Source organism: Peribacillus sp. NPDC096448, assembly GCF_044762675.1.
GTDB lineage: Bacteria > Bacillota > Bacilli > Bacillales > DSM-1321 > Peribacillus > Peribacillus frigoritolerans_B.
This window is the reverse complement of sequence record NZ_JBIWEU010000001.1, coordinates 648,667-670,644: the sequence shown is the minus strand read 5'-3', so window position 1 is coordinate 670,644 and position 21,978 is coordinate 648,667. Positions and strand designations below refer to the sequence as shown.

The following is a 21,978-nucleotide window of genomic DNA, read 5'->3' as shown; positions in this document are numbered from 1 at the left end:
TACTTTTAGAATCTCCTTATCCATTGAAAAGAAAAAAGCAACTCATCAGGAGATGGCTGCTTTTTCAAATCCATTCACAAGTGCGATGGCCCGCGATTTATTTATAGGCATGCTTTTACATCATTCAATGTCGCAAAACACCCTTAACATCATGACCGGTATTGGACTTTACCAGGATTTCATTATAATTATCTTTTGTAACCGTTTTCAAACCAGCCCTGCGATTACCGATCAGGGTACCTAAATAGCATGCGAGGAATCCAAGCGGAATGGAAATGATTCCTGGTGAATTCAAAGGGAAAATTGGGTCACCTGTCATAATGGTGACTCCGGGAACCGGGTTCCAGACATTTGGACTTAGGGCCACGAGCAAAAGTGTACCAAAAAGACCTGTCATCATGCCGACTATTGCTCCGGTTTTATTGAATTTTTTCCAATAGATCGTAAGAAGGATTACTGGCAAATTCGAACTGGCGGCCAATGTAAAGGCAATCGATGCCAGAAACGCTACATTGAATTCCTGAAGACCTAATGATAAAACAATCGCAAGTGCTGTCACACCAATGGAAGCCCATCTAGCCATCGTCATTTGCTGTTTTTCCGTCGCTTTTCCATCTTTTAATATTTCATTATAAAAATCATGTGAAAATGCCGTAGCACCTGTTAAAACGATTCCCGCAACTACTGCGAGTATGGTTGCGAAGGAAACGGCCGCAATAAATGCGAATAAGATATCCCCGCCCACAAGTTGTGCCAATAAAGGTGCAGCCATGTTACCCGCTGGATTAGCGGCCATGATATTCGATGTTCCAACCAACTTCGCAGCACCGAATCCGAGAAAAATGACCATGATATGAAAAGCACCCATAATCCACATCACCCAAACAACCGACTTTCTTGCCACTCGTGCATTCGGGACAGTCAAAAAACGTATTAAAATGTGAGGTAGACCTGCCGTTCCCAGAATCAGGCCCAGTGACAAGGAAGCTGCATCCCACCCACTGGCATACTTAATACCTGCCTTCAGGTAATCTGCACCCATGGGTGTTGCTGTTTTCATTTCCGTGAAAATTCCGATGAAACTAAAATTCAGCTTCCACATGACGATCATGAATAATATAAACACACCGCCTATCAGCAGGATGGCTTTAATGATCTGCACCCAGCTCGTCGCCGTCATCCCCCCAAATAGAACAAATACCAACATTACAATACCTACGATGATGACAGAGGTATTATACGGGATGTCTAAAAGCAATTTAAATAAAGCACCTGCTGCAACAAGTTGCCCCAGCATGTACATGACTGATATCACCAGGGTATTAAAAGCGGTCACTCCCCTGACCTGTTTATATTTGAACCTGGTAGTCACCATATCGGCCAATGTGTATTTCCCTAAGTTCCTTAATGGTTCAGCCACTAGGAATAGCACGACAAGAAATGAAACAAGTGCTCCATACATCAGGAAAAATCCATCATACCCCGTTAAGGAAAATGCCCCAATCAACCCTAAAAACGTGGAAGCCGACATAAAGTCCCCGGCCAATGCAAGTCCATTTTGCCTAGCGGTCAACCCGCCTCCAGCCGTATAAAAAGAGCCTGCCGTTTTAGTTTTTTTGGAAGCGAAATACGTGATGAAAAGCGTACCTATCGACATTAGCGTAAAGAGAATAATAACTGTCCAATTCATGATTCAAAGCCCTTCTTTCTCGATGATTTCTTTTATCTGTTCATCGATTCTTTCTGATTTCCGTACATATACGCTGCAAACCCATACAGACATAACCGTAATGGAGACACCGTACACCCACGCCCATGTTATGTCCCCAATGAAAGGGCGATCCAGGATATCTGTGTAAAAAACCAGGAAAGGCAAAAGCATGGAATATCCCATAAAGAAAATCGTAAAAGGGATGACGAATTTCCTTTTATCGGAAAGCATATTCTGAAACTCTTTGGAGGCAACAATTTTTTCATAATCCACTAGATTAGTTTGTTCCGATTCTTCAAGTTTTTTTTCCAACCGAACCATCTCTTCGCACCTCTTCTGATATTTATTTTTCCAAGGACGGTACCAGTATTATAGAGCCTCTCCAATGTCAGCCGCTTTCTTCTACGGTATATATCCCCCCGGCCTCCCAAAATCCCAACAAACTATTCTGCACAAAGAGGGTCTAAAACCAATTACTAAGCTTTCCGTACTCCTTTTGTATAACTGATGACACTTACAAATAGGGCAGCAGTAAGCTCCCACTGCTGCCCTGTCTCTGACCATATCTTTTAGAATGCTTGCACCTTCGCTATAGACTTGGCTCGCATATCCTTCATCTGTTTCGACTTCTTTATACTTTCACTTTTCCATTTGATATGAATCTTCTTTCCTTTCAAAGGAAGAGATTCATTGAAATGCAGATGCCAACTCCCTTGAAATGATCCGTCCATTATTTGATGGGCAATTCCCTCATGAACATTTCCTTCGGTTTGGATTTCGATTAAATACACGCCGGGCGGGGGTGTCAGGAATGCTTCCGATAATGTAACGATGACGTGTTGACTATCCTTGGAGTTGATTATCCCTTGACTTTCAAAATATGAGCCAAGGTATGCCGGGATATATGCAAACCGACCTTCCGCAATCAAGTTTCTAAGCTTGGTGGAACTAACTTTTTCATGATCAATTTCAAATTTCTTCAATTCCGTCTCTTCAAAAAATCGCTTACCTTCGATTTTCAACGTTTCCATATTCCCTTCCCCTTTATGCCCATAGCGGAAATCGAATCCAGCCACGGCATGTTTGCATTTAAATCCACATAGATAATCCTCGATTAAGCCTGAAGGTGATAGATGGGCAAATGCGGAATCGAAGTTCACGACTATCAAGGTTTCTACACCTAAATCCTGCATTATTTTTGCTTTTTGCTCTAAAGGAGTAATGTATGTTTGGGGCGTTTGATCGTTTCCAATGATTTGCTTTGGATGTGGAAAAAAGTCATGACTGCCAATTTCAAATCTTGCTGAATGGCAATCCTTTTGGCTAGATTTATCAATTCTTGATGGCCTAGATGAACTCCGTCGAAAAATCCAAGAGCCAGCACACACGGTTCTGCTTCTGCTGAATATATACTGGAAAGTGGGTGCTGAACATGAATGATATCCAAATTCATCTTCCTTCCTTTGCTTCTTGAAAGCTTCCATTATAAACTCAGTAAACGGAACTTCCATAATCCAGCATTCTTCCATCAACTATTCACCAGTTGTACTGGCGCCCTATCGAAAAGACCATGAGAATCGATGTATGTTTTGCCGAAACGTTCGATCATTCATCCTAAACCCCGCTTCTTTTTAGATGATGAATTCTGGCTTGCTTTTTGCCAGGATCGGTTCTTTAAGCGGGACTTCTTCTCCTGATATTATATCAAGTACAGAAGATGCCTCATCAAACCATGAATCCGGAGCTTTGGCTCCCCAGAATGTCTGGCGTCTTGGATCATTCAAATCCCAATGAATCGGTTCGGTATCCGGGTCAGATGTTAAGTAGTCCCCATTGTATAATTCGATCCTGTGACCGTCCGGGTCTCTTAAATATAGGAAGAATGCATTGGATAGGCCATGCCTTCCTGGTCCGCGTTCGATGGACTCTGCATATCCAAGTGATGCCAGTACATCACAGGCATGGATAAGTGCAAGCGGGTCAGGCAGAAAAAAGCCTACATGATGAAGTCTTGGGCCGATACCGTTCATGAATGCCTGGTCATGGACCGTTTGCTTTCTATGTAGCCACGTTGCCCATAATTTGCCCGACTCATCCACTGTATCTTCCGAGCAGGCAAAACCTAATTCTTTCACATAAAAATCGGAGGCTTTTTGCACATTTGGTACACAACAATTCACATGATCGATTCTTTGGACCCTCGAACCCCTATGCATATCGAATCGTTGCAGCAATCTCTCGGCTTTATCCATTTTGTAAAAAAACTCCACTGGCAATCCTGAAATATCCTGAACTCGCAGCGACTTGCCCAGTGCATGCTGTGTTCCTTCCTGCATCCACTTCATTTTCATTCCCTTGGACAGGAAGAAAGATTCCAACCCTTCAAGGTCTTCCTCTTTTTCAACCTTGTATCCTATTGCTTCAACGCTTGGCTTTTCTGCCTTTTGCAAAATAAGCGAATGATGATGCGCTTCCTCTAAACCACGTAAATATATGTGATCATTCGTTCTTTCCGTTTCAATAAAACCTAAAGCATCCACATAAAAGGCTCTTGATTTATCTAAATCTGTTACATTAAGTATCGTTCTCGCAACACGAATAATAGAAAAATTCATAGTATTCTCCCCTTCTTTAATGAAACCCGGATTATTTTTCAGCAGAAGAAACGGCATTTTGTTTTAAGTCTCCAAATTTTGGAATATGATGTTCTCCAATTGCCACGTGGATGACTTGTGTTTCCGTATAGAATTCAAAGCTATAATGGCCACCTTCACGTCCTACCCCACTATATTTCGATCCTCCAAATGGAATCCTCAAATCCCTAACATTTTGGGAATTCACCCAGACCATCCCACTATCGACAGCTTGAGCAAACCTATGTCCACGTTTCATATCATTGGTCCATACATAAGCAGCTAGCCCATACTTTACATCATTGGCCATTCTCAGCACTTCCTCTTCAGCCTTGAAAGGAATGACCGCCATGACGGGACCAAAAATCTCTTCTTGTGCCACCGTCATATCATTTGTACAGTTCAAGAGAAGCGTCGGGGCAATAAAATTCCCTTGCTTGAACGCACTTGGGATGGCACCGCTTACAATCTCCGCCCCTTCATCTTTTGCTATATCCAGATAACGGGAGACATTATTATAATGGTTACGATGGATCAGCGGTCCGATTTCCGTGTCTGGATCCATTGGGTTTCCAATTTTGATATTATGAACACGTTCCTTCAATTCTGCAACGAACTGGTCTATTATCGATTCATGGACAAATAATCTGGAATTGGCTGTGCAGCGCTCCCCATTGAATGAATAAATTCCCCATACCACTGAATCCAGGGCCTTTTCTAAATCGGCATCTTCAAAAATGACCGCTGGTGATTTACCTCCAAGTTCCATGGAAAAGCGTTTCATTGTATCTGCACCATTTTTAATGATTTCAGCACCGGTTGTCGTTTCTCCGGTAAAAGATATCAATTGGACTTCAGGGTGGGCAACCAAGGACGCCCCTGCTGTCTCCCCAAAGCCATGAACGATATTGAATACACCTTTTGGCAGACCGGATTGATCGATGATTTGTGCTAATTTATTGGCCGTCAATGGAGACCACTCCGCCGGTTTAAGGACACATGTATTACCTGTAGCCAGGGCCGGGGCGATCTTCCATGTTTCTAACATGAAAGGCGCATTCCAAGGAGTGATTAATCCTGCCACCCCTATCGGTTTATGAATTGTATAATTGATGAAAGTGTCATCCACTTGATATGACTCTCCTATTAGCCTGCTTTTCACCATTTCAGAATAAAAACGGAAATTCTCCGCTCCCCTTGCCGCTTGTTTTTTTGTCTGGCTAATCGGCAACCCTGTATCAAGTGATTCCAAAAAGGAAATTTCTTCGGCATTTTCTTCAATTAAATCAGCAATCTTATTAATGTACTTCAATCTTTCTTCCACTTTCATCGTTCTCCATGGGCCATTATCGAATGCAGCTCTTGCAGCAGCGACCGCTTGATCAATATCCTCTTTAAACCCTTCTGCCACATTATTGATTGCTTGATTATTAAAAGGGCTAAGATTTTCAAATGTTTTTCCTGAGATACCATCGACAAATTGACCATTGATGTAATGCTTCACATCTTGCACGGGAAAAGTTTGCATGATAAATCCTCCTTTAAAAATTAATTCGGGAAGATGACAATAATCGTTTGGATTTGCGCAATCTTCCCAATCTAGCAATTATGACTGGATTTTTTGGTCAATCAACCCGTATGATTGAAGGGTTTCACGCAGTTCTTTTTCCAATGGTTCCGAAGGAGGTCCCATAGGCGGCCTTAATGCGGGATTGATTTTCCCCATCATACCCATCGCAGCTTTTAATGGTCCTGGATTGGTTTCTTTAAACAAAACATCATTTAATGGCATTAATTTGTAATGGAGGTCAAGTGCCTTATCCACATCACCCTCCACCCAATGGTTATAAATTTCCGCCACTTCTTTAGGAGTGATATTAGCAGTAGCACTTATATGTCCTGCCCCTCCAATAGCCAACATTGGATAGCATAATAATTCAATGCCCGAATATAAGAGAAAATCCCTTCCGCAATTCAATAAGACACGGTTCACATGTTCGAAATCTTTATTTGATTCTTTTACACCAATAATATTTTCACAATCTTCAGCAAGACGTGCCAATGTCTTCACTTCTAAATTCGTCGCCGTTCTACCGGGAATGTTATAAACGATCAGCGGGATATCAACAGCATCGGCGACCGTTTTAAAATGATTGTAAAGTGCCTGTTGATTCGGTTTATTGTAATAAGGAACGATGACCAGAGCAGCATCCGCGCCCATTTCCTGTGCCCTTTTTGTCAAATGTAACGTTTCTTTCTGATTGGCAGATCCCGTGCCTGGTGCAACTGGAACACGGGCTTTTGCTGCTTTTATTGCCGTTTCCATCACTAATTCCCGTTCCTCAATCGTTAGTGAACTCGGCTCGCCGGTTGTCCCGCATACCGAGATTCCATGGGAACCGCTTTCAATATGCCAGTTTACTAGATTTTCTATAGCCTTTACATCAACTTCCATCTTGTCATCAAACGGAGTGATAACGGGAGCGATGGATCCTCTTAAACGACTTTTGATTTCCTCGTACATTTTTTCTACCACCTTTTTCATTATTTGAATATTCCGAATAATTTAAGTGAAAAAATCGGCTTTGCTTTTATCAATAATCGATCGACTATTACAAAACAAAGCCTGGGTCATCAAAGTGCCTGATCTTGATTAGTTTCCGCCCTCTGCTTGAAAGTGCTGATGGCATTCAGTTTATGCTTTCTCACCAATGATTCAATTTCTTCAAAAGATGCTTTTTCCTTTAGAAGCTTTATGATGCTTTCATGTTCGCGAATCGATTGGACTGCGCGTTGCGGCACCATGGTGAACATGGACTTTCTGACTCTATTCATTCTTTGTTGCGCCTGTTTAATTTCCTCCTTTAAAAAGGAATTTCCGCACTTTTCATAAATTTCCGCATGGAAACTTTCGTTTAATTTACCAAACAGCTCTAATTCAAAGTTATGGAGGGCTTTTTCCATTTCTTTGTTTAAATTAATTAGATTTTCAAAATCATGATCATTCATCGTTAAAGAACTGAGGGCAGCTGCATATCCTTCAAGCAAAGATAAAACAGAAAGAGTTTCAATGTATTCGCTCTCATTTATGCTTGTAACCACCGCTCCACTATAAGGCTTATATTGAATAAGGCCGTCAGATTCCAGTTGCCTGATCGCTTCCCTGACAGGAATCGGACTTAAACTAAGTTCTTTTGCCGTTTGATCGATAATGATCCGCTGTCCAGAACCATATGTTCCATCCAAAATTAATTTACGAAGGTGCTCATAAGCTATTTGCTTTTTGCTGGGGTTTTTGTTTTTCTCTTCCATATTTTCATCATATATGAAATCATATATGATTGCAATCGATTTTTATTAAAAATCATATATGATTTTTCTTCACAAGCTTGTTTTGCATATATTAATGATCTATTCCTCTGAATAGGCTTAATGTAACAAATAATACGGTAGTCTACCTTTCCTTTACAATTGTGAAGTGAGCTAAAATTCTTGTCCCGCCTTCTTCCCGAAGTACCATATCGAAATATAATCCAACTAAAAAAAACCTGCAGACCCTGATGTAGCCAGGCAGTCTGCAGGTTATAAAAAATTAGGCCATTTTTGATTTAACGAATGAATGTATTCTTTCAACGGCTGCTTCCAGCAGCTCCAGTGAAGTTGCATAAGAGAGTCTGATGTTATCAGGTGCACCAAACCCTGAACCTGGAATAACGGCCACTTGAGCTTCTTCAAGCAACGCAGTCGTAAAATCTTCGACATTGCTGTACCCTGTTAATTCAACTGCACGTTTAACGTTCGGGAATAAATAAAATGCCCCTTGTGGTTTAATGCAGCTTACGCCTGGAATTTCAACCAATTTATCATATATCTTATTCAAACGGCCTTCAAATGCCTGACGCATTTCCTCAACAGGCTCCTGCGTACCTTCATAAGCGGCAATCGCACCATATTGAGCGGTTGTGGTTGGGTTGGATGTGCTATGGCTAGCAAGGTTCGCCATTGCTTTAATGATGGACTCATCACCGACTGCATAACCAATTCTCCAGCCAGTCATCGAATGCGATTTGGAAACACCATTGATGATGATCGTTTGCTTTTTCAGTTCAGGTGAAATCTCTGCAATGGATGTATGTTTAGCATTTCCATAAACCAATTTTTCGTAAATTTCGTCGGAAACGATCAAGATATCATGAGCCAGGCAAACTTCCCCGATAGCTGCCAATTCTTCCCTGGAATAAAGCATGCCCGTTGGATTGCTTGGAGAGTTGATGATAACCGCTTTCGTTTTTTCGGTAATTGCTTGTTCTAATTGTTCTTTCGTGATTTTATATTGATTTTCTTCCGTACCGACTATATAAACCGGCTTACCGTCTGCTAGCTTGATTTGCTCAGGATAGCTCACCCAATATGGTATCGGAACAATGACTTCATCTTCTTCATCCAAGATCGCTTGAAACAATGTGTACAGCGAGTGCTTTGCACCTGAGCCAACTGCAATTTCAGACGGTTTGTAATCCAAGCCCTGATCACGTTTCAATTTAGCCGCTATTGCTTCTTTTAGCTTCGGCAGACCAGCGGATGGCGTGTATTTAGTTTGACCTTCATTCATGGATAAAAGTGCTGCATCTATGATATGTTTGGGAGTATTATAGTCTGGTTCACCAGCACCCAAACCAATTATATCTAAACCTTGTGCCTTAAGTTCCTTTGCTTTTGCCGTAATGGCCAATGTTGTTGATGGCGTTAATGACTGAACGCGGTTCGCTAATTTCATTTTAAATTAATCCTCCATTCTAAATGCTTCGATAATACTTTAGCCATTCCCCAGTTTTAAAATCATAATAGTCATAGTTAAAACGCTCGGATTCATCAAGATACGTTACTTCCCAGAGCGGAACGTTCTTTTCCATGCCTAGCTTAACCGAAATGATTTTTTGGGGATTAAGCCTTTCATTGACAATGTTCAAGATCTCTTTTTTTGATTTACCATCTTTATAGTTTTCCACTACTATTTCTTTCTTCTTGTCCTCAGGAAGCCAGACTATTTTTTTAGTCCCTTTTTCCCCCTTACCAATGATGACGGAGTATGAATCCTGCCCATTATAAAGGTAGAATTCTTCCATTGTCACAAGGCCGCCTTCTTCCTTTGCCTTTTTAAAAGCCTTATTACCAGCCTCTTTTTTAGGCTGCAACGCTTTAATGTATGCCCCGCTGACAAATCCGATAAAACAAAGGACTAGGATAGAAGCAATAATCAACCATTTTTTCAAAGCTGCTTTTCCTTCTTTCTATGTACGATAAATTGTAAATATCGCTTTTTCTTGATCTTGGGAATCCAATGCAAGACCGAACATTAAGTCATCTTTTTTCAATGTTCGGTTCAAAGAATCCACAATCTTATACAGATCAGGAGAATGTTGCAACCTGACTGTTGAAATTACTTCGATTTTACTTTCCATGAAAACGCCCCTCCATTTTAATAAATTGTCAACAACCACTGGTATGAATAGGATTTGAAGGCTTTACCACCTATCACATTATACCAGTTCAAAGATTATTTTTCTTTATAAATTCATAAAAATTCCTGGATTAATGAATAATCAAGATTCTTTAAATCCACTCTTCTATCATTTCAGCCATTTCTGATATTGAGGCTTGGTGCCAGTCCACTTCCGGAATGGCCTTTTGAAATTCAGGTCCATATTTGGCTGTGATGATACGGCGATCAAGTATAACCAAAATCCCTTTATCTTCTGGAGTGCGTATAAGCCTGCCGAAACCTTGGCGGAACCTTAATAGGGCTTCAGGTAAAGAATACGCAGAGAATGGATTGCGCCCTTGCTTCTCGAGAAGTTGGCATTTTGCAGCTGTCACTGGTTCATCCGGTGGCGAAAAAGGCAGCCTGACAATGATTAAACAAGATAAATCCTCGCCTGGGATATCGACGCCCTCCCATAGGCTGGTTGTCCCAAACAGGACCGCTTTCTCGAAATTTTGGAAATTCCTGAGCAGCCTCATCCGGCTTCCGCCAGAAATCCCTTGTGCAAACAGGGTGAACTCATCCAGAACGCCGCTGTCTTTGACGGAATGATAGGTTGCCCGCAGCATTTCATGCGAGGTGAATAATACCATCATTCTCCCTTTCGCTGCCTGAGCGGCAGCAATAATATGGTTTGCCGCGGTTTCGGAAAATTCCTCCACCGATAAACAATTGATATCTGGTAAATCATTTGGAACCAGTACTTTTACGAGTTCCTTATAAGGAAAGGGTGATGGAAAACTTGCTGTCTGCATTGGCTCATTCTCTAAACCGAGTTGCTCTTTAAAATACTTAAAAGAATCCTTCACCACAAGGGTTGCCGATGTCATGACCACACTTTTTTGGCGCCCGAAATAGGAATCCCATAGCCGTTTACTGCCTGAAATCGGCTGAACCGTCAAAGTCACCCCATGCTGAGGTGCCGCATTCGTATAATCAAGCCAATAAATATTTTCATCATGGGGCTTGATGAAAAACTCATGCAAGGAGTCCCTGGTATCCTGTAAATGTCCAAGCAGCACCTCGATATCATTCAAGTGAAATAATGAATTTTTCCCTAAGGGGGACTCATCATCCAATAAAAGAGCCAATCTTTTCTCTAACTCCGTGATGATGTATCCTAATAAATCCACCAATCGCTCAGCGACAAGAATCGCTTTACTCCATCTTCCATCATCTATTTTGAATGAAAGCCGTTTTGGACTCATGGACCTTGAAAGTTTTTCCGCCTGATTGGAAATGTAATAAAAAAGCTGTTCGAATTCATACGAAAAATCACTAAGCTTTTGATCTAATTCATGCGAAGACTTCCCATTCGTCAGTCCGCTATTTAAGAGCATCCTGTCCAATTTATATAATAATTGCTTTTGATCTGATGTCCCTAGTCTGTTCAAAACCGTCTTCACCGAAATGTAATTAAGCCTGCTCCCAAGCTGTTTTGATGCAGCCTGTTCCAAATGGTGTGCTTCATCGAGAACTAAATACCCTTTTTTTGGAATCAAGGCGTCTTCTGTAAGCAGATCCGTCATTAAAAAGGAATGGTTAGTAATGATGATATCCGCCTTTGCAGCTGTTCTTTTTGCCCTTTCAAAAAAATCCAATTCAAGCCAGGGCTGTTTTAAACCGGCGTATGTAAGACCATCACTTTGAAGCCTATTCCAAAATAGCTGACCGCCGCTTGTAAGATTCAATTCATCTTTATCACCTGTTACGGTTTCAGTAAGCCAAACCAATATCTGCATTTTCGTTAAGGCCGTTTCATAATTATCTTCCTTCTCACGCAAAGCCCTTTCGAACTTTGCCAAGCTCAAATAATTGCTTCTCCCCTTCAGTAAAACAGCTTGAAAGGTAAAAGGAAGGATTTTCTTAAGCTTAGGAACCTCATTTTGAAGAAGTTGATCCTGTAGCTGAAGCGTATACGTCGAAACGACGACAGATGTTTGATGTTTTTTTGCAAAATAAACGGCCGGAAGCAGATAACCTATGGATTTTCCAATACCTGTTCCAGCTTCAATGATTGCATCCTGGCTGGTTTCGAAGGAATTGTGAATCATGTTCATCATATCAAGTTGTCCGCTTCTTGCTTCAAATGAAGGGAATGCATTTTGAAGCATGGCTATTTTTTCCTCATCATCGAGCGGGAAATTCGACTCCGTGTCTTTATGATCACCTTCGTCCTCGGCCTTTTTAAACGCAAGGCCCCTATAAGTAATTAGATCAGATGAATGGACTTCTGCTTTAGCAAGTTTGCTTGCAATGCAAGCATCTATTAATTCGGAAACCTCACTTTGTAAGGAATAAGATAATCGATGTAACTGTTTAAGTGTCATGACTGGAAGATTCATCAGCTTTTTTTTCAATTCCAACAATAATAACGCGGTGGCATATGCATCACTATCCGCTTGATGGGGCCTGGAATGATCTAGGTTTTCTTCTTTAGCCAGCTGGTGCAGCTTATATCCATCGGATGTTGGTTTTAATATTTTCGCCAACTCCACTGTATCAAGGGTGGAACCATAAAACGGCTCAAACCCGCATCGTACTAGTTCTTCCTGTAAAAAAGATAAATCAAATAAAACATTATGGGCAACAAAACAAGCCCCTTCAATAAGCCGGGCAATATTTTCTGCAACATCTTCAAAGTCAGGTGCATTTTTTACCGTCTCGTTGCTTATTCCGGTCAATTCTTCAATAAACAAGGAAATTTCCTGTCCAGGATGGATGAATGTCGAGTATTCATCCACAATTTGGTCATTTTCGATGACCACTCCAGCAAATTGAATAATCCTATCTCCTTTTTTCGGAGAATTCCCTGTTGTTTCCAAATCAACCACTACATATCGTTGCATCATGAATTGTACACCTCAAACTTCGCTTTCTCCACTTCCTGATGGAATTCTCTTATCTTTTTTATACCATAATAATCGTAATAAAGGAAACAAGCCGTACATCAATAGACGAAAAGGGCCGGCACCTTTATGCATGATCCATGCACATGTGCCGGCCCTCCGCTTACATGATTGTAGCTGCAGGTTCGTTTGAAATCAGATCAATGATTTTGTTGTTTTCATCCATGATTGCAACTTTTGGTTTATGATCTCCCAGTTTATCCTCAGAAACCATCACATAAGAAATGATTATCACGACATCATCCGGCTGCACCAGTCTAGCTGCCGCTCCATTCAAACACACGACACCGCTACCCCGTTCACCTGCAATCACATACGTTTCAAGCCGTGCACCATTATTATTATTAACGATGGCGACTTTTTCATTAGGCAGAATACCCACCGCATCAATTATATCCTCATCAATCGTAATGCTACCTACATAATTCAAATTAGCTTCAGTTACACGTGCACGGTGGATTTTTCCATTCATCATCGTTCGAAACATCTCAATTCCCCCTGATCTTATGAATTATTCTACATATAAGGTGATATTATCAATTAGTCTTGCATGCTTGAACTTTACAGCCATTGCAATGATGATGTTTCCTGCCAGCGATTCAAGTGGTTTAAGTTCCGGGTATTGATAGACTTCAATATAGTCGATCACTCCACTTGTGTGGGCAGTAATATGTTCACTCACTAGAGCCGTGACGGTTGCTGTATTTCTTTCACCTGATTCCACCGCCTCTTTGGCCTTTAATAAACTTTGGTATAGCTCTTTAGCCTCCATGCGTTCTTGATCTGATAGGTTCACATTTCGCGAGCTCTTCGCTAACCCATCTTCTTCGCGTACGGTATCTACAGCAACAAGCTGGATGGGGAAATTGAAGTCTTTGATCAGTCCATCTATCACGGCGACTTGCTGGGCATCCTTCTTACCAAAGTAAGCTCTATCAGGGAGGATGATATTGAAGAATTTCGTTAAGACAGTCGCTACACCATCAAAGTGTCCAGGCCTTTGTCTCCCGCATAAAACATCCGTCCTGCTTTGGACAACAACTTTCACAGATGGTTCTTCACCGTACATTTCATGGACTGTTGGATAGAAGAGATAATCCACTCCGCCATTGGCTGCGACATTTTCATCCCGTTCCAAATCCCGCGGATATGTTTCAAAATCCTCATTAGGTCCAAATTGCATCGGATTCACAAAAATACTCAATACCACAATATCATTTTCTTTACGGGCCTTTTCCAAGAGGGTTGCATGCCCCTCATGCAAAAACCCCATTGTCGCTACATAGCCAATGCTTTTGTGATTGTTTTTTTCCTCTCTAAGTGCCAATTGCAAATCAGCTGCTGATGTAAAAGTTTTCATCTTTTCCCTCCGTAAAGTTCAGAAAGCTGCTCATCCTTCATCGTGAATGTATGTTCTTCCGAAGGAAAATCTTTAGATTTCACTTCATTCACAAAGCTTGTAATCGATTGGCCAATCAGTTCATTTGCATCTCCATAAACCTTTACGAATTTCGCAAGCCGGTCTACCCCATACTTGATGACATCATGGTAAACGAGGACTTGACCATCCGTTTCTGCGCCTGCCCCAATTCCAATGGTTGGAATTTCGAGGTTCCGTGTAACGAGTTCCCCCACTTGATATGGAACACATTCAAAAACTACTAGCATCGCCCCCGCCTCTTGACATTTTTTCGCATCTTCCAAGAGCTGTGCTGCACTTTCAGCATCTTTTCCTTGCACTTTATATCCGCCCAGGACACCGACGGATTGAGGAGTCAAACCAAGATGGGCAACAACCGGGATGCCCGCCTTGGTCAATGCTGATATTTTTTCAACAACATCATCCGCACCCTCGAGCTTCACGGCATCCGCATGACCTTCCTGCATGATCCGGGCTGCATTCTTGAGTGTTTCATCCATAGATAGGTGATAACTCATAAAGGGCATATCCGTCACGACAAATGTGTTTGGTGCCCCGCGTTTTACTGCCTTTGTATGATGGATCATGTCATTCACTGTAACTGGAATCGTTGAGTCATATCCCAATACGACCATTCCTAAAGAATCACCGACTAAAATCATGTCAACACCTGATTGTTCGGCTAATTTTGCTGAAGGGTAATCATAAGCCGTCAGCATGACAATCTTCTCTTGATTTTGTTTCATTTTCAAAAAATCTCCGGACAATTTCATTACGTTTCCTCCTTTTGATGGAGGAGATGAAAACATCAGCGAAAACTGGTGTCTATACATTCATGCGCAAAAAAAGGACTGACTAAAAAAGTATCTGTTTAGCTACGAAAAATGGCATGAACAGCCACAATTCGATCAATAAACAGCACTTAACTTTTTAGTCAATCCCTTTGTTTCATCAGAAGTTTCATCCCTCCGTCCCCGTCCAGTTCTCTGGATCAAGGCAGATTTTCAAATGATTTGGTATTTATGGGGGTGCAGTTCACATGAGATACTGCCCACTTGCATTATATCAAGCCAAATAGATAATTTCTATTTAATTTTCACGAATGTGACAAAAATCTAATGAATTTCAATATCTGCAGAATATATCGAATGTACGGTTCCTTTTTCGTCTTCAAGCAGTAAAACGCCTGAATCCGTTATACCCAATGCTTTTCCAACAATCGTGGCATTAACGGTATTGGCTTTGATTACCTGTCCAAGACTGATCGCATAACTCTCCCATAAATCCTTTATAGGCATGAACCCTTGATCTAAATAGAGTTCGTACAGATTTTCCAGACGAAACAATGCTCGTTGAATGACTTTGGACCTTGAAACCGTCCCTCCACTTTCTAAGAGAAGGGAAGAAGCTTTTTCCTGCAGTTCTACAGGAAAATCCTCCATTTGCTGATTGATATTCATTCCAATTCCGATAATGACAGAATGGATTCTATCTGACTCCGCCTGCATCTCCGTCAGGATGCCCACCACTTTCTTGCGGTTCACCAAAATATCATTCGGCCACTTTATTTGTGGCTTTAAATCAGTGGTATCCTCTATAGCCTGAGCCACAGCGACCGCTGCCAATAATGTAAGTTGCGGAGCCTCATGAATCGGGATTTTCGGTCTTAGGATGAGACTCATCCATATGCCGCTGAACTTTGGGGAATGCCAAGATCTCATTAGCCTTCCTTTTCCGGATACTTGCTCCTCGGCAACGACGAGGGTTCCCTCCTGAACTCCTTCATTTGCCAGCTGATGCGCAATTTTTTGAGTGGATTCTACAGTTTCCTGATAATGGATCATCTTGCCGATCGTTTTTGTTTCCAAGCCAAGTTGTATTTCGCTTTCGGAGACTTTTTCAGGCGCTGATATGATTCTGTAGCCTTTTTTCCTTACGGCTTCTACACTATAACCTTCACTGCGCAGGTCTTCTATATGCTTCCAGACAGCTGTGCGCGAACAGCCAATGTATTCAGCAATTTCCTGACCGGATATAAACGCACCATCCGCTTTTGAGAGAGCTTCCATCAGCTTTGATCTTAACTCAGATTGCATTTCACCAGCCACCTCTTTATTTCTTCTTTATCATTTCTTAATTCTTCATTCAAGACAGCATTCAATATTTTTTCCAAGTATTCTTTGACCCATGGACCTGGCTTTTCTTGATGCCAATTCAATAAATCCGTCCCCGTAACGGCAAGATCCGACATTTGCTTTATAATAAGTTCATTGTAGCGTTGGTCTGCATTCTCTTCAGCATCCGATACATTACCGCCAGTCAGTGCAGCCCTGACTTTAGCAGCTTGAACCGTTACGCTATGACCTGCCTGAAATACATCGATGGCTGATGGTTCTTTTTTCTTCACCATCTGTATTGTACGTTGAACGTTTCTAATGGTTTTCAATGGCAGCTTCCATGCTCTCAAAGCCTCTTCCATTTCTTGATCCTTTGTGTGAACCATGATGATAGACCATATTTCAGCCGCTTTCAGCAGCTGAAGCGGCAGGTTCAGTAAGTCCATTAGATGATTTTTTTTATTTGAGAATAGAGGCAGGTATTGATATAATCCGCTTTCCAGCAAGAGTGAGAAAGCCTTTATCTTATTGGAGCCTGCCGCTAGCTTCTCAAATTCAACCAGGATTCTTTCGACAGCGATTTCACTGATGTTCTGGGCGTTCTCTTTAAGGGAATCAAAGGTTTCTTGATCCAGTTCAAAATCAAGTTGACTGACGAACCTTAAAGCACGCATCATTCTCAATGCATCCTCATGAAACCTTTCATGCGGGTTACCAACCGTGATAATCCTTTTTTGTGCCAAATCGCGCTTACCATTAAATGGATCGATGATCTTTCCGGTCCTATCCATTGCTATTGCATTCATGGTAAAATCTCTTCTTTGCAAATCCTCAGTCAAAGAACGGACAAATTTTACGGCATCGGGTCTGCGAAAGTCCGAATACCCGCTTTCCGTTCTAAACGTCGTAATTTCATATGTACCCGTATCCGTAATGACAAGCACTGTACCGTGGTCGATTCCGATATCAGCCGTATTAGGAAAAATCCTTTTGATTTCCTGGGGTGTTGCGGAAGTAGCGATGTCCACATCGTTTATGGGCCTGCCAAGGATATAATCCCTTACAGAGCCGCCAACGAAATAAGCCTCGTATCCTGCTTCTTCAATCAATTCCAGAATGGGTACTGATTTCAAGAATAACCGATCCATCAGCATCTCCTCCCTATTCCATGGATTTACCTTCAAGTGCTTGAATGTAGATGGCTTCATACTCTGACATAATAGTATCACTGTGAAATTCAGTATTGGCCCTTTCCAGCGCAGCTTCAGAAAAGCGTTTATGTAAAATCGGGTCGCTTAAAAGTCCAATCGCTTTTTCAGCAACCATTTTGACATCTCCCAATTCACAAATATAACCTGTCTCCCCATCAACGATGACTTCAGGAATTCCCCCGATATTCGTCCCGATACAAGGAACTCCACATGCCATCGCCTCGAGCAGCACAAGCCCGAAGCTCTCTTTTTCCGATAACAGGAATATCAAATCACTGATTGAATATAATTCTGCAAGGTTATCCTGCTTACCAAGGAACAAGACCGAATCATCGATTCCAAGATCTTTAGCCAATTTCAATACGGTTGTCACTTCCGGCCCGTCTCCTACGAGCAGAAGCTTTGCAGGCATTTTCTTTTGAGTTAAATAAAACGCCTGGATGACGTCTTTCACCCGCTTGACCGAACGGAAATTCGAAACATGTATGATCACTTTTTCATCTTCCCTGATTCCGTATTCATCTTTAAGGTAATCTGAATTGGATTTATGGTATTCTCTTTCATCAATAAAATTATAAACGGTTTTGATTTCCTTATCCGGCGCGATTAATTCGTGCGTTTGCTGGACAAGGGAATTAGATACTCCTGTAACGACATCTGATTGCTCAATGCCGAATTTAATCAAATTGGTCAATGAGGGATCATGGCCCAATACGGTTATATCCGTACCATGCAGTGTGGTTACGATCTTCACTTCATTACCTGACATTTGCTTTGCAAGGATCGCACAAACTGCATGTGGAATTGCATAATGAACGTGGAGGATATCTAATTTCTCCCGTTTTACTACATCCGCCATCTTGCTCGCAAGCGCCAGGTCATATGGTGGATATTGAAAGACTGAATATGAGTTAACTTCAACCTGGTGATAAAAAATATTACAGTACATCTTATTCAAGCGAAAAGGGATGCTCGAAGAAATGAAATGTATTTCATGTCCTTTTTCTGCAAGCATCTTACCTAATTCAGTTGCTACGACACCAGAACCCCCAACTGTAGGGTAACAGGTAATTCCAATTTTTAATTTCATAAGATTATTTTTCTCCTAACAAGTCGGCATCGATCAGTAACGGTTTTTTTGTCTTGAATCCCTCCGCAAAGGCGACTCCCACTTCTTTTCCGAACATCCGCTCCCGTGCCTCTACAGTCTCGATATAGCCATTAACTAACGGTGTTTCTACAGATACTTGACTTTTTTCGAATTGGCTGCCATATGCCCTAAGGCTATCCAGCTTTTTCGATATTGTAGAAGTGATGTCCACGACGAAGTCCGGTTTGTGAAACCCATTGATCATATAATAGTACATATTTTGGACACGATGAGAATCCAGGCCATCTTCTTCCATATACTTTCTTACTCCTGCCGAAAAAACTGCTTCCTCGACTAACTTGGCACAGTTACCATGATCGGGATGGCGATCTTCCAAAAATGGTGCAAATACAAGTGCAGGTTTATATTGGCGAATGACCGTAATGATTTGATTTATGTATTCCGCCTTCATGTATAGTCCCCTGTCGGGTAGACCAAGGGAAATCCTCTTCACCCCAAGGATTTCAGCAGCCTTATCCGCTTCCTCTTGCCGCAATGGAACGGTTCCATTGGATGACATTTCAGCTTTTGTCAAATCACAAATGACAATTTCCCTTCCTTGTTGTACATATTTAGCGATCGTGCCACCCATACCGATTTCAACATCATCCGCATGTGCCCCGAAAGCCAGGATATCTATGTTACTTTTGTTTATCATTTATCTCACCTTGTTTTTGCCGTAGTTTTAGCCAGTCCATATACCCATGTTTCAAACCTTGTATCAGCACTTCTGCAGTGCCCATATTTGTTGCCAAGGGAATTTCATATACATCTGATAGGCGTATAAGCGCCGATACATCAGGTTCATGTGGCTGTGATGTCAAAGGATCGCGGAAAAATAGGACCATGTCCATTTCTCCGCGTGCAATCATTGCACCTATTTCCTGATCACCGCCAAGAGGTCCTGAGTGAAAACGATGGACTGGCAGTGATACTTCTTCGATGATTCGTTTCCCAGTCGTACCTGTTGCAAATAATTCATGCTGCTCAAATACATCTTTATAGGCTGTCACAAATTGAATGATATCTTCCTTTTTCATATCATGGGCAATTAAGGCAATTTTCATCGTAAATCCTCCTGATCCCTATTCAATAATATTTTCCAAGCCGTATACAAGAACATCCAATTTCATGACGGTATCGACAGCAAGTTTGACTCCTGACATGAAGGAAGCTCGATTAAAGGAATCATGCCGAACCGTCAATAGCTCTCCATCACTTCCGAAAAGCACTTGTTGATGGGCAACGAGTCCCGGTAGCCGGACACTGTGGATATGCATGCCATCTATATTTGCACCTCTTGCCCCCTGGATCGTTTCTTTTTCATTGGGGTGCCCTTGTTGTTTTGTTTCACGTACCGCTGCAATCATGTCTGCCGTTTTGGAAGCAGTTCCAGAAGGTGCATCCAGTTTTTGATCATGGTGCATTTCTATGATTTCCACATCCGGGAAATACTTTGCGGCCATTTGGGAAAACTTCATCATCAAAATGGCTCCAATTGCAAAGTTTGGCGCGATGATGCAACCAATGCCCTTTTCTTTTGTCAATGAATCCAGCTTTGCTAAATCTTCCTTTGTAAAACCAGTCGTTCCCACTACAGGGCGGATGCCATGATTTAGTGCCGTTTCGGTATGGAACATGCCCACTTCCGGTGTTGTCAAATCGATCAATACGTCTGCCTCTACGGAAGAAAAGCATTCATTTATATCAGAAAAAACAGGTGCTTCAATACCGTGAAAACCTTCTATTGCGGAAAGGCTTTCCCCGTTATGCTTGCGATCTATGACAGCTGCCAATTCAAACCCTTCTGTCCTGTGTACAAGCTTCACCGCTTCATTTCCCATTCTGCCACGTGGACCTGCTACAATCACTTTCACTTTACTCATCTTTACCTTCCTCCTCCATTTTCTCTTCTTTTCTTGTCCATCTATCTTTATCGCGGGTTGTAAACTTTTCCATGACCAAATCATGCGCGTTTTGAAGGTCAATCCCTAAAGAATTGGCAAAACAAATCAACACAAAAAGCATGTCCCCCAATTCCGCCTCAATGGTATTCTCTTCCTCCGTTGCCTTCTTTGGTTTTTCACCATGGTAATGATTGACTTCCCTAGCCAATTCCCCAAGTTCTTCAGACATGCGGGCGAGCATGGCCAGAGGGCTGAAATATCCTTCTTTAAATTGTCCTATGTATTGGTCGACTTCCGCTTGCATTTGTTGGATCGTCTTTTGCTTTTCCATATGAGTCACCCATTCTTGATTTTCGTTTTCAAACATCATACCTTCTCCATGTTAGCTAAAAGTGAAACAGATGACAACAGATACGTTCGCGAATCAAAATTGCCCATAGTTGGTTAATTAGTTATAATAAGTAAATTAATGCTATGCAAACCGTTGGAGGTATGGGACATGCTTTTGGGCTTAAAATTAAAAAATATCATATTCATCCTTTTTGGGGCTGGAATATTCGCATTTGGCCTCGTGCATTTTAATATGCAGAACAACTTGGCCGAAGGCGGATTCACCGGTCTTACCTTGATTATATATCAACTTATCGGGATAAATCCTTCTTATTCTAATTTGATTTTGAATATTCCCTTATTTTTAATAGGGTGGAAATATTTAGGGCGTACATCTTTCTTATATACGATCATCGGAACGGTTGGCCTCTCCGTTTGGCTATGGGTTTTCGAGAGATATGAAATTGAAATCGATCTCGGTAACGATTTGATGCTTGTGGCATTGTTTGCCGGGGTCTCGGTTGGTGTCGGGCTGGGCATCATTTTTCGTTACGGCGGTACAACAGGCGGAGTGGATATCATTGCGCGTTTTGCCCATCGTTACTTAGGGATGGGCATGGGACGGACCATGTTCATCTTTGATGCCGTCGTCATTGGCCTATCCATCCTTACCTACCTGGATTACCGGGAAGCGATGTACACCCTCGTTGCCGTTTTTATAGGTGCCAGAGTGATCGACTTTATGCAAGAAGGAGCCTATGCTGCCAGAGGTGCAATGATCATTAGTGATAAAAACAAGGAAATTGCTGAAAAAATCATGAATGATATGGAGCGGGGCGTAACTGTATTAAGGGGATATGGGTCATTTACACGCAATGACCGCGAAGTCCTCTATTGTGTTGTTGGGAAAAATGAGTTAGTCCGCTTAAAAAATGCCATAACGTCTGTGGACCCTCATGCATTTGTATCAGTAAGTGAAGTTCATGACGTATTGGGTGAGGGCTTTACCCTTGATGAGAACAAGAATCCCATTGAAAGGTAATCCATT

At 41.7% G+C, this 21,978-nt stretch carries 21 protein-coding genes and 1 pseudogene; 1 reads left to right on the top strand and 21 read right to left on the bottom strand.

Annotation, left to right across the window (positions count from 1 at the left end; all coding sequences use genetic code 11):
- Nucleotides 1-124: 124 nt before the first annotated feature.
- The 21 genes and pseudogenes from ACIQ0C_RS03255 to ACIQ0C_RS03155 all read right to left on the bottom strand — a co-directional run bounded on the left by ACIQ0C_RS03255 (nt 125) and on the right by ACIQ0C_RS03155 (nt 20,970).
- Nucleotides 125-1,690, bottom strand: a complete 1,566-nt coding sequence (locus ACIQ0C_RS03255; RefSeq protein ID WP_403056775.1) for a solute symporter family protein — start codon at nt 1,688-1,690, stop codon at nt 125-127.
- Between the two features lie 3 nt (nt 1,691-1,693).
- Complete coding sequence (locus ACIQ0C_RS03250) at nt 1,694-2,032, bottom strand: DUF485 domain-containing protein (RefSeq protein WP_403056772.1); 339 nt, start codon at nt 2,030-2,032, stop codon at nt 1,694-1,696.
- 248 nt (nt 2,033-2,280) lie between these two features.
- Nucleotides 2,281-3,164 (bottom strand): annotated as a pseudogene (locus ACIQ0C_RS03245) (cytidyltransferase).
- Nucleotides 3,165-3,342: 178 nt separating this feature from the next.
- On the bottom strand, nt 3,343-4,326 hold the full coding sequence (gene hpaD, locus ACIQ0C_RS03240; RefSeq protein ID WP_402840028.1) for a 3,4-dihydroxyphenylacetate 2,3-dioxygenase: 984 nt from the start codon (nt 4,324-4,326) through the stop codon (nt 3,343-3,345).
- Nucleotides 4,327-4,357: 31 nt separating this feature from the next.
- Complete coding sequence (hpaE, locus tag ACIQ0C_RS03235; protein ID WP_403056769.1) at nt 4,358-5,872, bottom strand: 5-carboxymethyl-2-hydroxymuconate semialdehyde dehydrogenase; 1,515 nt, start codon at nt 5,870-5,872, stop codon at nt 4,358-4,360.
- Nucleotides 5,873-5,950: 78 nt separating this feature from the next.
- Nucleotides 5,951-6,868: a 2,4-dihydroxyhept-2-ene-1,7-dioic acid aldolase gene (gene hpaI, locus ACIQ0C_RS03230; RefSeq protein ID WP_402840023.1), complete on the bottom strand. Its 918-nt coding sequence runs from the start codon at nt 6,866-6,868 to the stop codon at nt 5,951-5,953.
- Nucleotides 6,869-6,978: 110 nt separating this feature from the next.
- The gene (locus ACIQ0C_RS03225; RefSeq protein WP_402840020.1) at nt 6,979-7,656 is read right to left on the bottom strand and encodes a GntR family transcriptional regulator; all 678 of its coding nucleotides are present in this window, start codon (nt 7,654-7,656) and stop codon (nt 6,979-6,981) included.
- A 280-nt stretch (nt 7,657-7,936) separates the two neighbouring features.
- Complete coding sequence (locus ACIQ0C_RS03220; RefSeq protein ID WP_403056766.1) at nt 7,937-9,121, bottom strand: pyridoxal phosphate-dependent aminotransferase; 1,185 nt, start codon at nt 9,119-9,121, stop codon at nt 7,937-7,939.
- Nucleotides 9,122-9,140: 19 nt separating this feature from the next.
- Nucleotides 9,141-9,617 (bottom strand): cell wall elongation regulator TseB-like domain-containing protein, encoded by a 477-nt coding sequence (locus tag ACIQ0C_RS03215; RefSeq protein WP_403056763.1) that lies wholly within the window; start codon nt 9,615-9,617, stop codon nt 9,141-9,143.
- A gap of 18 nt (nt 9,618-9,635) precedes the next feature.
- A complete protein-coding gene (locus ACIQ0C_RS03210) occupies nt 9,636-9,806 on the bottom strand; it encodes a YpmA family protein (protein ID WP_065310840.1) in 171 nt (56 codons plus the stop codon).
- A gap of 151 nt (nt 9,807-9,957) precedes the next feature.
- On the bottom strand, nt 9,958-12,738 hold the full coding sequence (gene dinG, locus ACIQ0C_RS03205) for an ATP-dependent DNA helicase DinG (protein ID WP_403056760.1): 2,781 nt from the start codon (nt 12,736-12,738) through the stop codon (nt 9,958-9,960).
- 160 nt (nt 12,739-12,898) lie between these two features.
- On the bottom strand, nt 12,899-13,282 hold the full coding sequence (gene panD, locus ACIQ0C_RS03200) for an aspartate 1-decarboxylase (protein WP_402840010.1): 384 nt from the start codon (nt 13,280-13,282) through the stop codon (nt 12,899-12,901).
- A gap of 24 nt (nt 13,283-13,306) precedes the next feature.
- Nucleotides 13,307-14,155 carry a pantoate--beta-alanine ligase gene (gene panC / locus ACIQ0C_RS03195; protein ID WP_402840007.1) on the bottom strand — a complete coding sequence of 283 codons (849 nt, stop codon included), beginning with the start codon at nt 14,153-14,155 and terminating at the stop codon, nt 13,307-13,309.
- Nucleotides 14,152-14,988, bottom strand: a complete 837-nt coding sequence (gene panB, locus ACIQ0C_RS03190; RefSeq protein WP_402840004.1) for a 3-methyl-2-oxobutanoate hydroxymethyltransferase — start codon at nt 14,986-14,988, stop codon at nt 14,152-14,154. The genes panC and panB overlap by 4 nt, the downstream gene beginning before the upstream one ends.
- A gap of 342 nt (nt 14,989-15,330) precedes the next feature.
- Nucleotides 15,331-16,311, bottom strand: coding sequence for a biotin--[acetyl-CoA-carboxylase] ligase (locus tag ACIQ0C_RS03185; RefSeq protein ID WP_403056757.1), 981 nt, complete (start codon nt 16,309-16,311; stop codon nt 15,331-15,333).
- Nucleotides 16,296-17,480 (bottom strand): CCA tRNA nucleotidyltransferase, encoded by a 1,185-nt coding sequence (locus ACIQ0C_RS03180; protein WP_403056754.1) that lies wholly within the window; start codon nt 17,478-17,480, stop codon nt 16,296-16,298. Before ACIQ0C_RS03180 ends, ACIQ0C_RS03185 begins: the two co-directional genes overlap by 16 nt.
- Nucleotides 17,481-17,493: 13 nt before the next feature.
- Entirely contained in the window at nt 17,494-18,633 is a 1,140-nt protein-coding gene (gene bshA / locus ACIQ0C_RS03175) for an N-acetyl-alpha-D-glucosaminyl L-malate synthase BshA (RefSeq protein WP_402839997.1), read from the bottom strand.
- 4 nt (nt 18,634-18,637) lie between these two features.
- Nucleotides 18,638-19,351: a bacillithiol biosynthesis deacetylase BshB1 gene (gene bshB1, locus ACIQ0C_RS03170; RefSeq protein ID WP_403056751.1), complete on the bottom strand. Its 714-nt coding sequence runs from the start codon at nt 19,349-19,351 to the stop codon at nt 18,638-18,640.
- Complete coding sequence (locus ACIQ0C_RS03165) at nt 19,335-19,760, bottom strand: methylglyoxal synthase (RefSeq protein WP_403056748.1); 426 nt, start codon at nt 19,758-19,760, stop codon at nt 19,335-19,337. Before ACIQ0C_RS03165 ends, bshB1 begins: the two co-directional genes overlap by 17 nt.
- Before the next feature lie 18 nt (nt 19,761-19,778).
- The gene (dapB, locus tag ACIQ0C_RS03160) at nt 19,779-20,579 is read right to left on the bottom strand and encodes a 4-hydroxy-tetrahydrodipicolinate reductase (RefSeq protein ID WP_268564143.1); all 801 of its coding nucleotides are present in this window, start codon (nt 20,577-20,579) and stop codon (nt 19,779-19,781) included.
- The gene (locus ACIQ0C_RS03155) at nt 20,572-20,970 is read right to left on the bottom strand and encodes a nucleotide pyrophosphohydrolase (protein ID WP_402839988.1); all 399 of its coding nucleotides are present in this window, start codon (nt 20,968-20,970) and stop codon (nt 20,572-20,574) included. Before ACIQ0C_RS03155 ends, dapB begins: the two co-directional genes overlap by 8 nt.
- Nucleotides 20,971-21,099: 129 nt before the next feature.
- Here ACIQ0C_RS03155 and ACIQ0C_RS03150 point away from each other — a divergent pair, with 129 nt between their 5' ends.
- The gene (locus tag ACIQ0C_RS03150) at nt 21,100-21,972 is read left to right on the top strand and encodes a YitT family protein (protein ID WP_402839985.1); all 873 of its coding nucleotides are present in this window, start codon (nt 21,100-21,102) and stop codon (nt 21,970-21,972) included.
- Nucleotides 21,973-21,978: the final 6 nt, after the last annotated feature.

What these genes read in the sequence shown, in the direction of transcription:
- ACIQ0C_RS03255 (WP_403056775.1), bottom strand. Translation starts at nt 1,690, where the DNA reads ATGAATTGGACAGTTATTATTCTCTTTACGCTAATGTCGATAGGTACG.
- ACIQ0C_RS03250 (WP_403056772.1), bottom strand. Translation starts at nt 2,032, where the DNA reads ATGGTTCGGTTGGAAAAAAAACTTGAAGAATCGGAACAAACTAATCTA.
- hpaD (WP_402840028.1), bottom strand. Translation starts at nt 4,326, where the DNA reads ATGAATTTTTCTATTATTCGTGTTGCGAGAACGATACTTAATGTAACA.
- hpaE (WP_403056769.1), bottom strand. Translation starts at nt 5,872, where the DNA reads ATGCAAACTTTTCCCGTGCAAGATGTGAAGCATTACATCAATGGTCAA.
- hpaI (WP_402840023.1), bottom strand. Translation starts at nt 6,868, where the DNA reads ATGTACGAGGAAATCAAAAGTCGTTTAAGAGGATCCATCGCTCCCGTT.
- ACIQ0C_RS03225 (WP_402840020.1), bottom strand. Translation starts at nt 7,656, where the DNA reads ATGGAAGAGAAAAACAAAAACCCCAGCAAAAAGCAAATAGCTTATGAG.
- ACIQ0C_RS03220 (WP_403056766.1), bottom strand. Translation starts at nt 9,121, where the DNA reads ATGAAATTAGCGAACCGCGTTCAGTCATTAACGCCATCAACAACATTG.
- ACIQ0C_RS03210 (WP_065310840.1), bottom strand. Translation starts at nt 9,806, where the DNA reads ATGGAAAGTAAAATCGAAGTAATTTCAACAGTCAGGTTGCAACATTCT.
- dinG (WP_403056760.1), bottom strand. Translation starts at nt 12,738, where the DNA reads ATGATGCAACGATATGTAGTGGTTGATTTGGAAACAACAGGGAATTCT.
- panD (WP_402840010.1), bottom strand. Translation starts at nt 13,282, where the DNA reads ATGTTTCGAACGATGATGAATGGAAAAATCCACCGTGCACGTGTAACT.
- panC (WP_402840007.1), bottom strand. Translation starts at nt 14,155, where the DNA reads ATGAAAACTTTTACATCAGCAGCTGATTTGCAATTGGCACTTAGAGAG.
- panB (WP_402840004.1), bottom strand. Translation starts at nt 14,988, where the DNA reads ATGAAATTGTCCGGAGATTTTTTGAAAATGAAACAAAATCAAGAGAAG.
- ACIQ0C_RS03185 (WP_403056757.1), bottom strand. Translation starts at nt 16,311, where the DNA reads ATGCAATCTGAGTTAAGATCAAAGCTGATGGAAGCTCTCTCAAAAGCG.
- ACIQ0C_RS03180 (WP_403056754.1), bottom strand. Translation starts at nt 17,480, where the DNA reads ATGGATCGGTTATTCTTGAAATCAGTACCCATTCTGGAATTGATTGAA.
- bshA (WP_402839997.1), bottom strand. Translation starts at nt 18,633, where the DNA reads ATGAAATTAAAAATTGGAATTACCTGTTACCCTACAGTTGGGGGTTCT.
- bshB1 (WP_403056751.1), bottom strand. Translation starts at nt 19,351, where the DNA reads ATGATAAACAAAAGTAACATAGATATCCTGGCTTTCGGGGCACATGCG.
- ACIQ0C_RS03165 (WP_403056748.1), bottom strand. Translation starts at nt 19,760, where the DNA reads ATGAAAATTGCCTTAATTGCCCATGATATGAAAAAGGAAGATATCATT.
- dapB (WP_268564143.1), bottom strand. Translation starts at nt 20,579, where the DNA reads ATGAGTAAAGTGAAAGTGATTGTAGCAGGTCCACGTGGCAGAATGGGA.
- ACIQ0C_RS03155 (WP_402839988.1), bottom strand. Translation starts at nt 20,970, where the DNA reads ATGATGTTTGAAAACGAAAATCAAGAATGGGTGACTCATATGGAAAAG.
- ACIQ0C_RS03150 (WP_402839985.1), top strand. Translation starts at nt 21,100, where the DNA reads ATGCTTTTGGGCTTAAAATTAAAAAATATCATATTCATCCTTTTTGGG.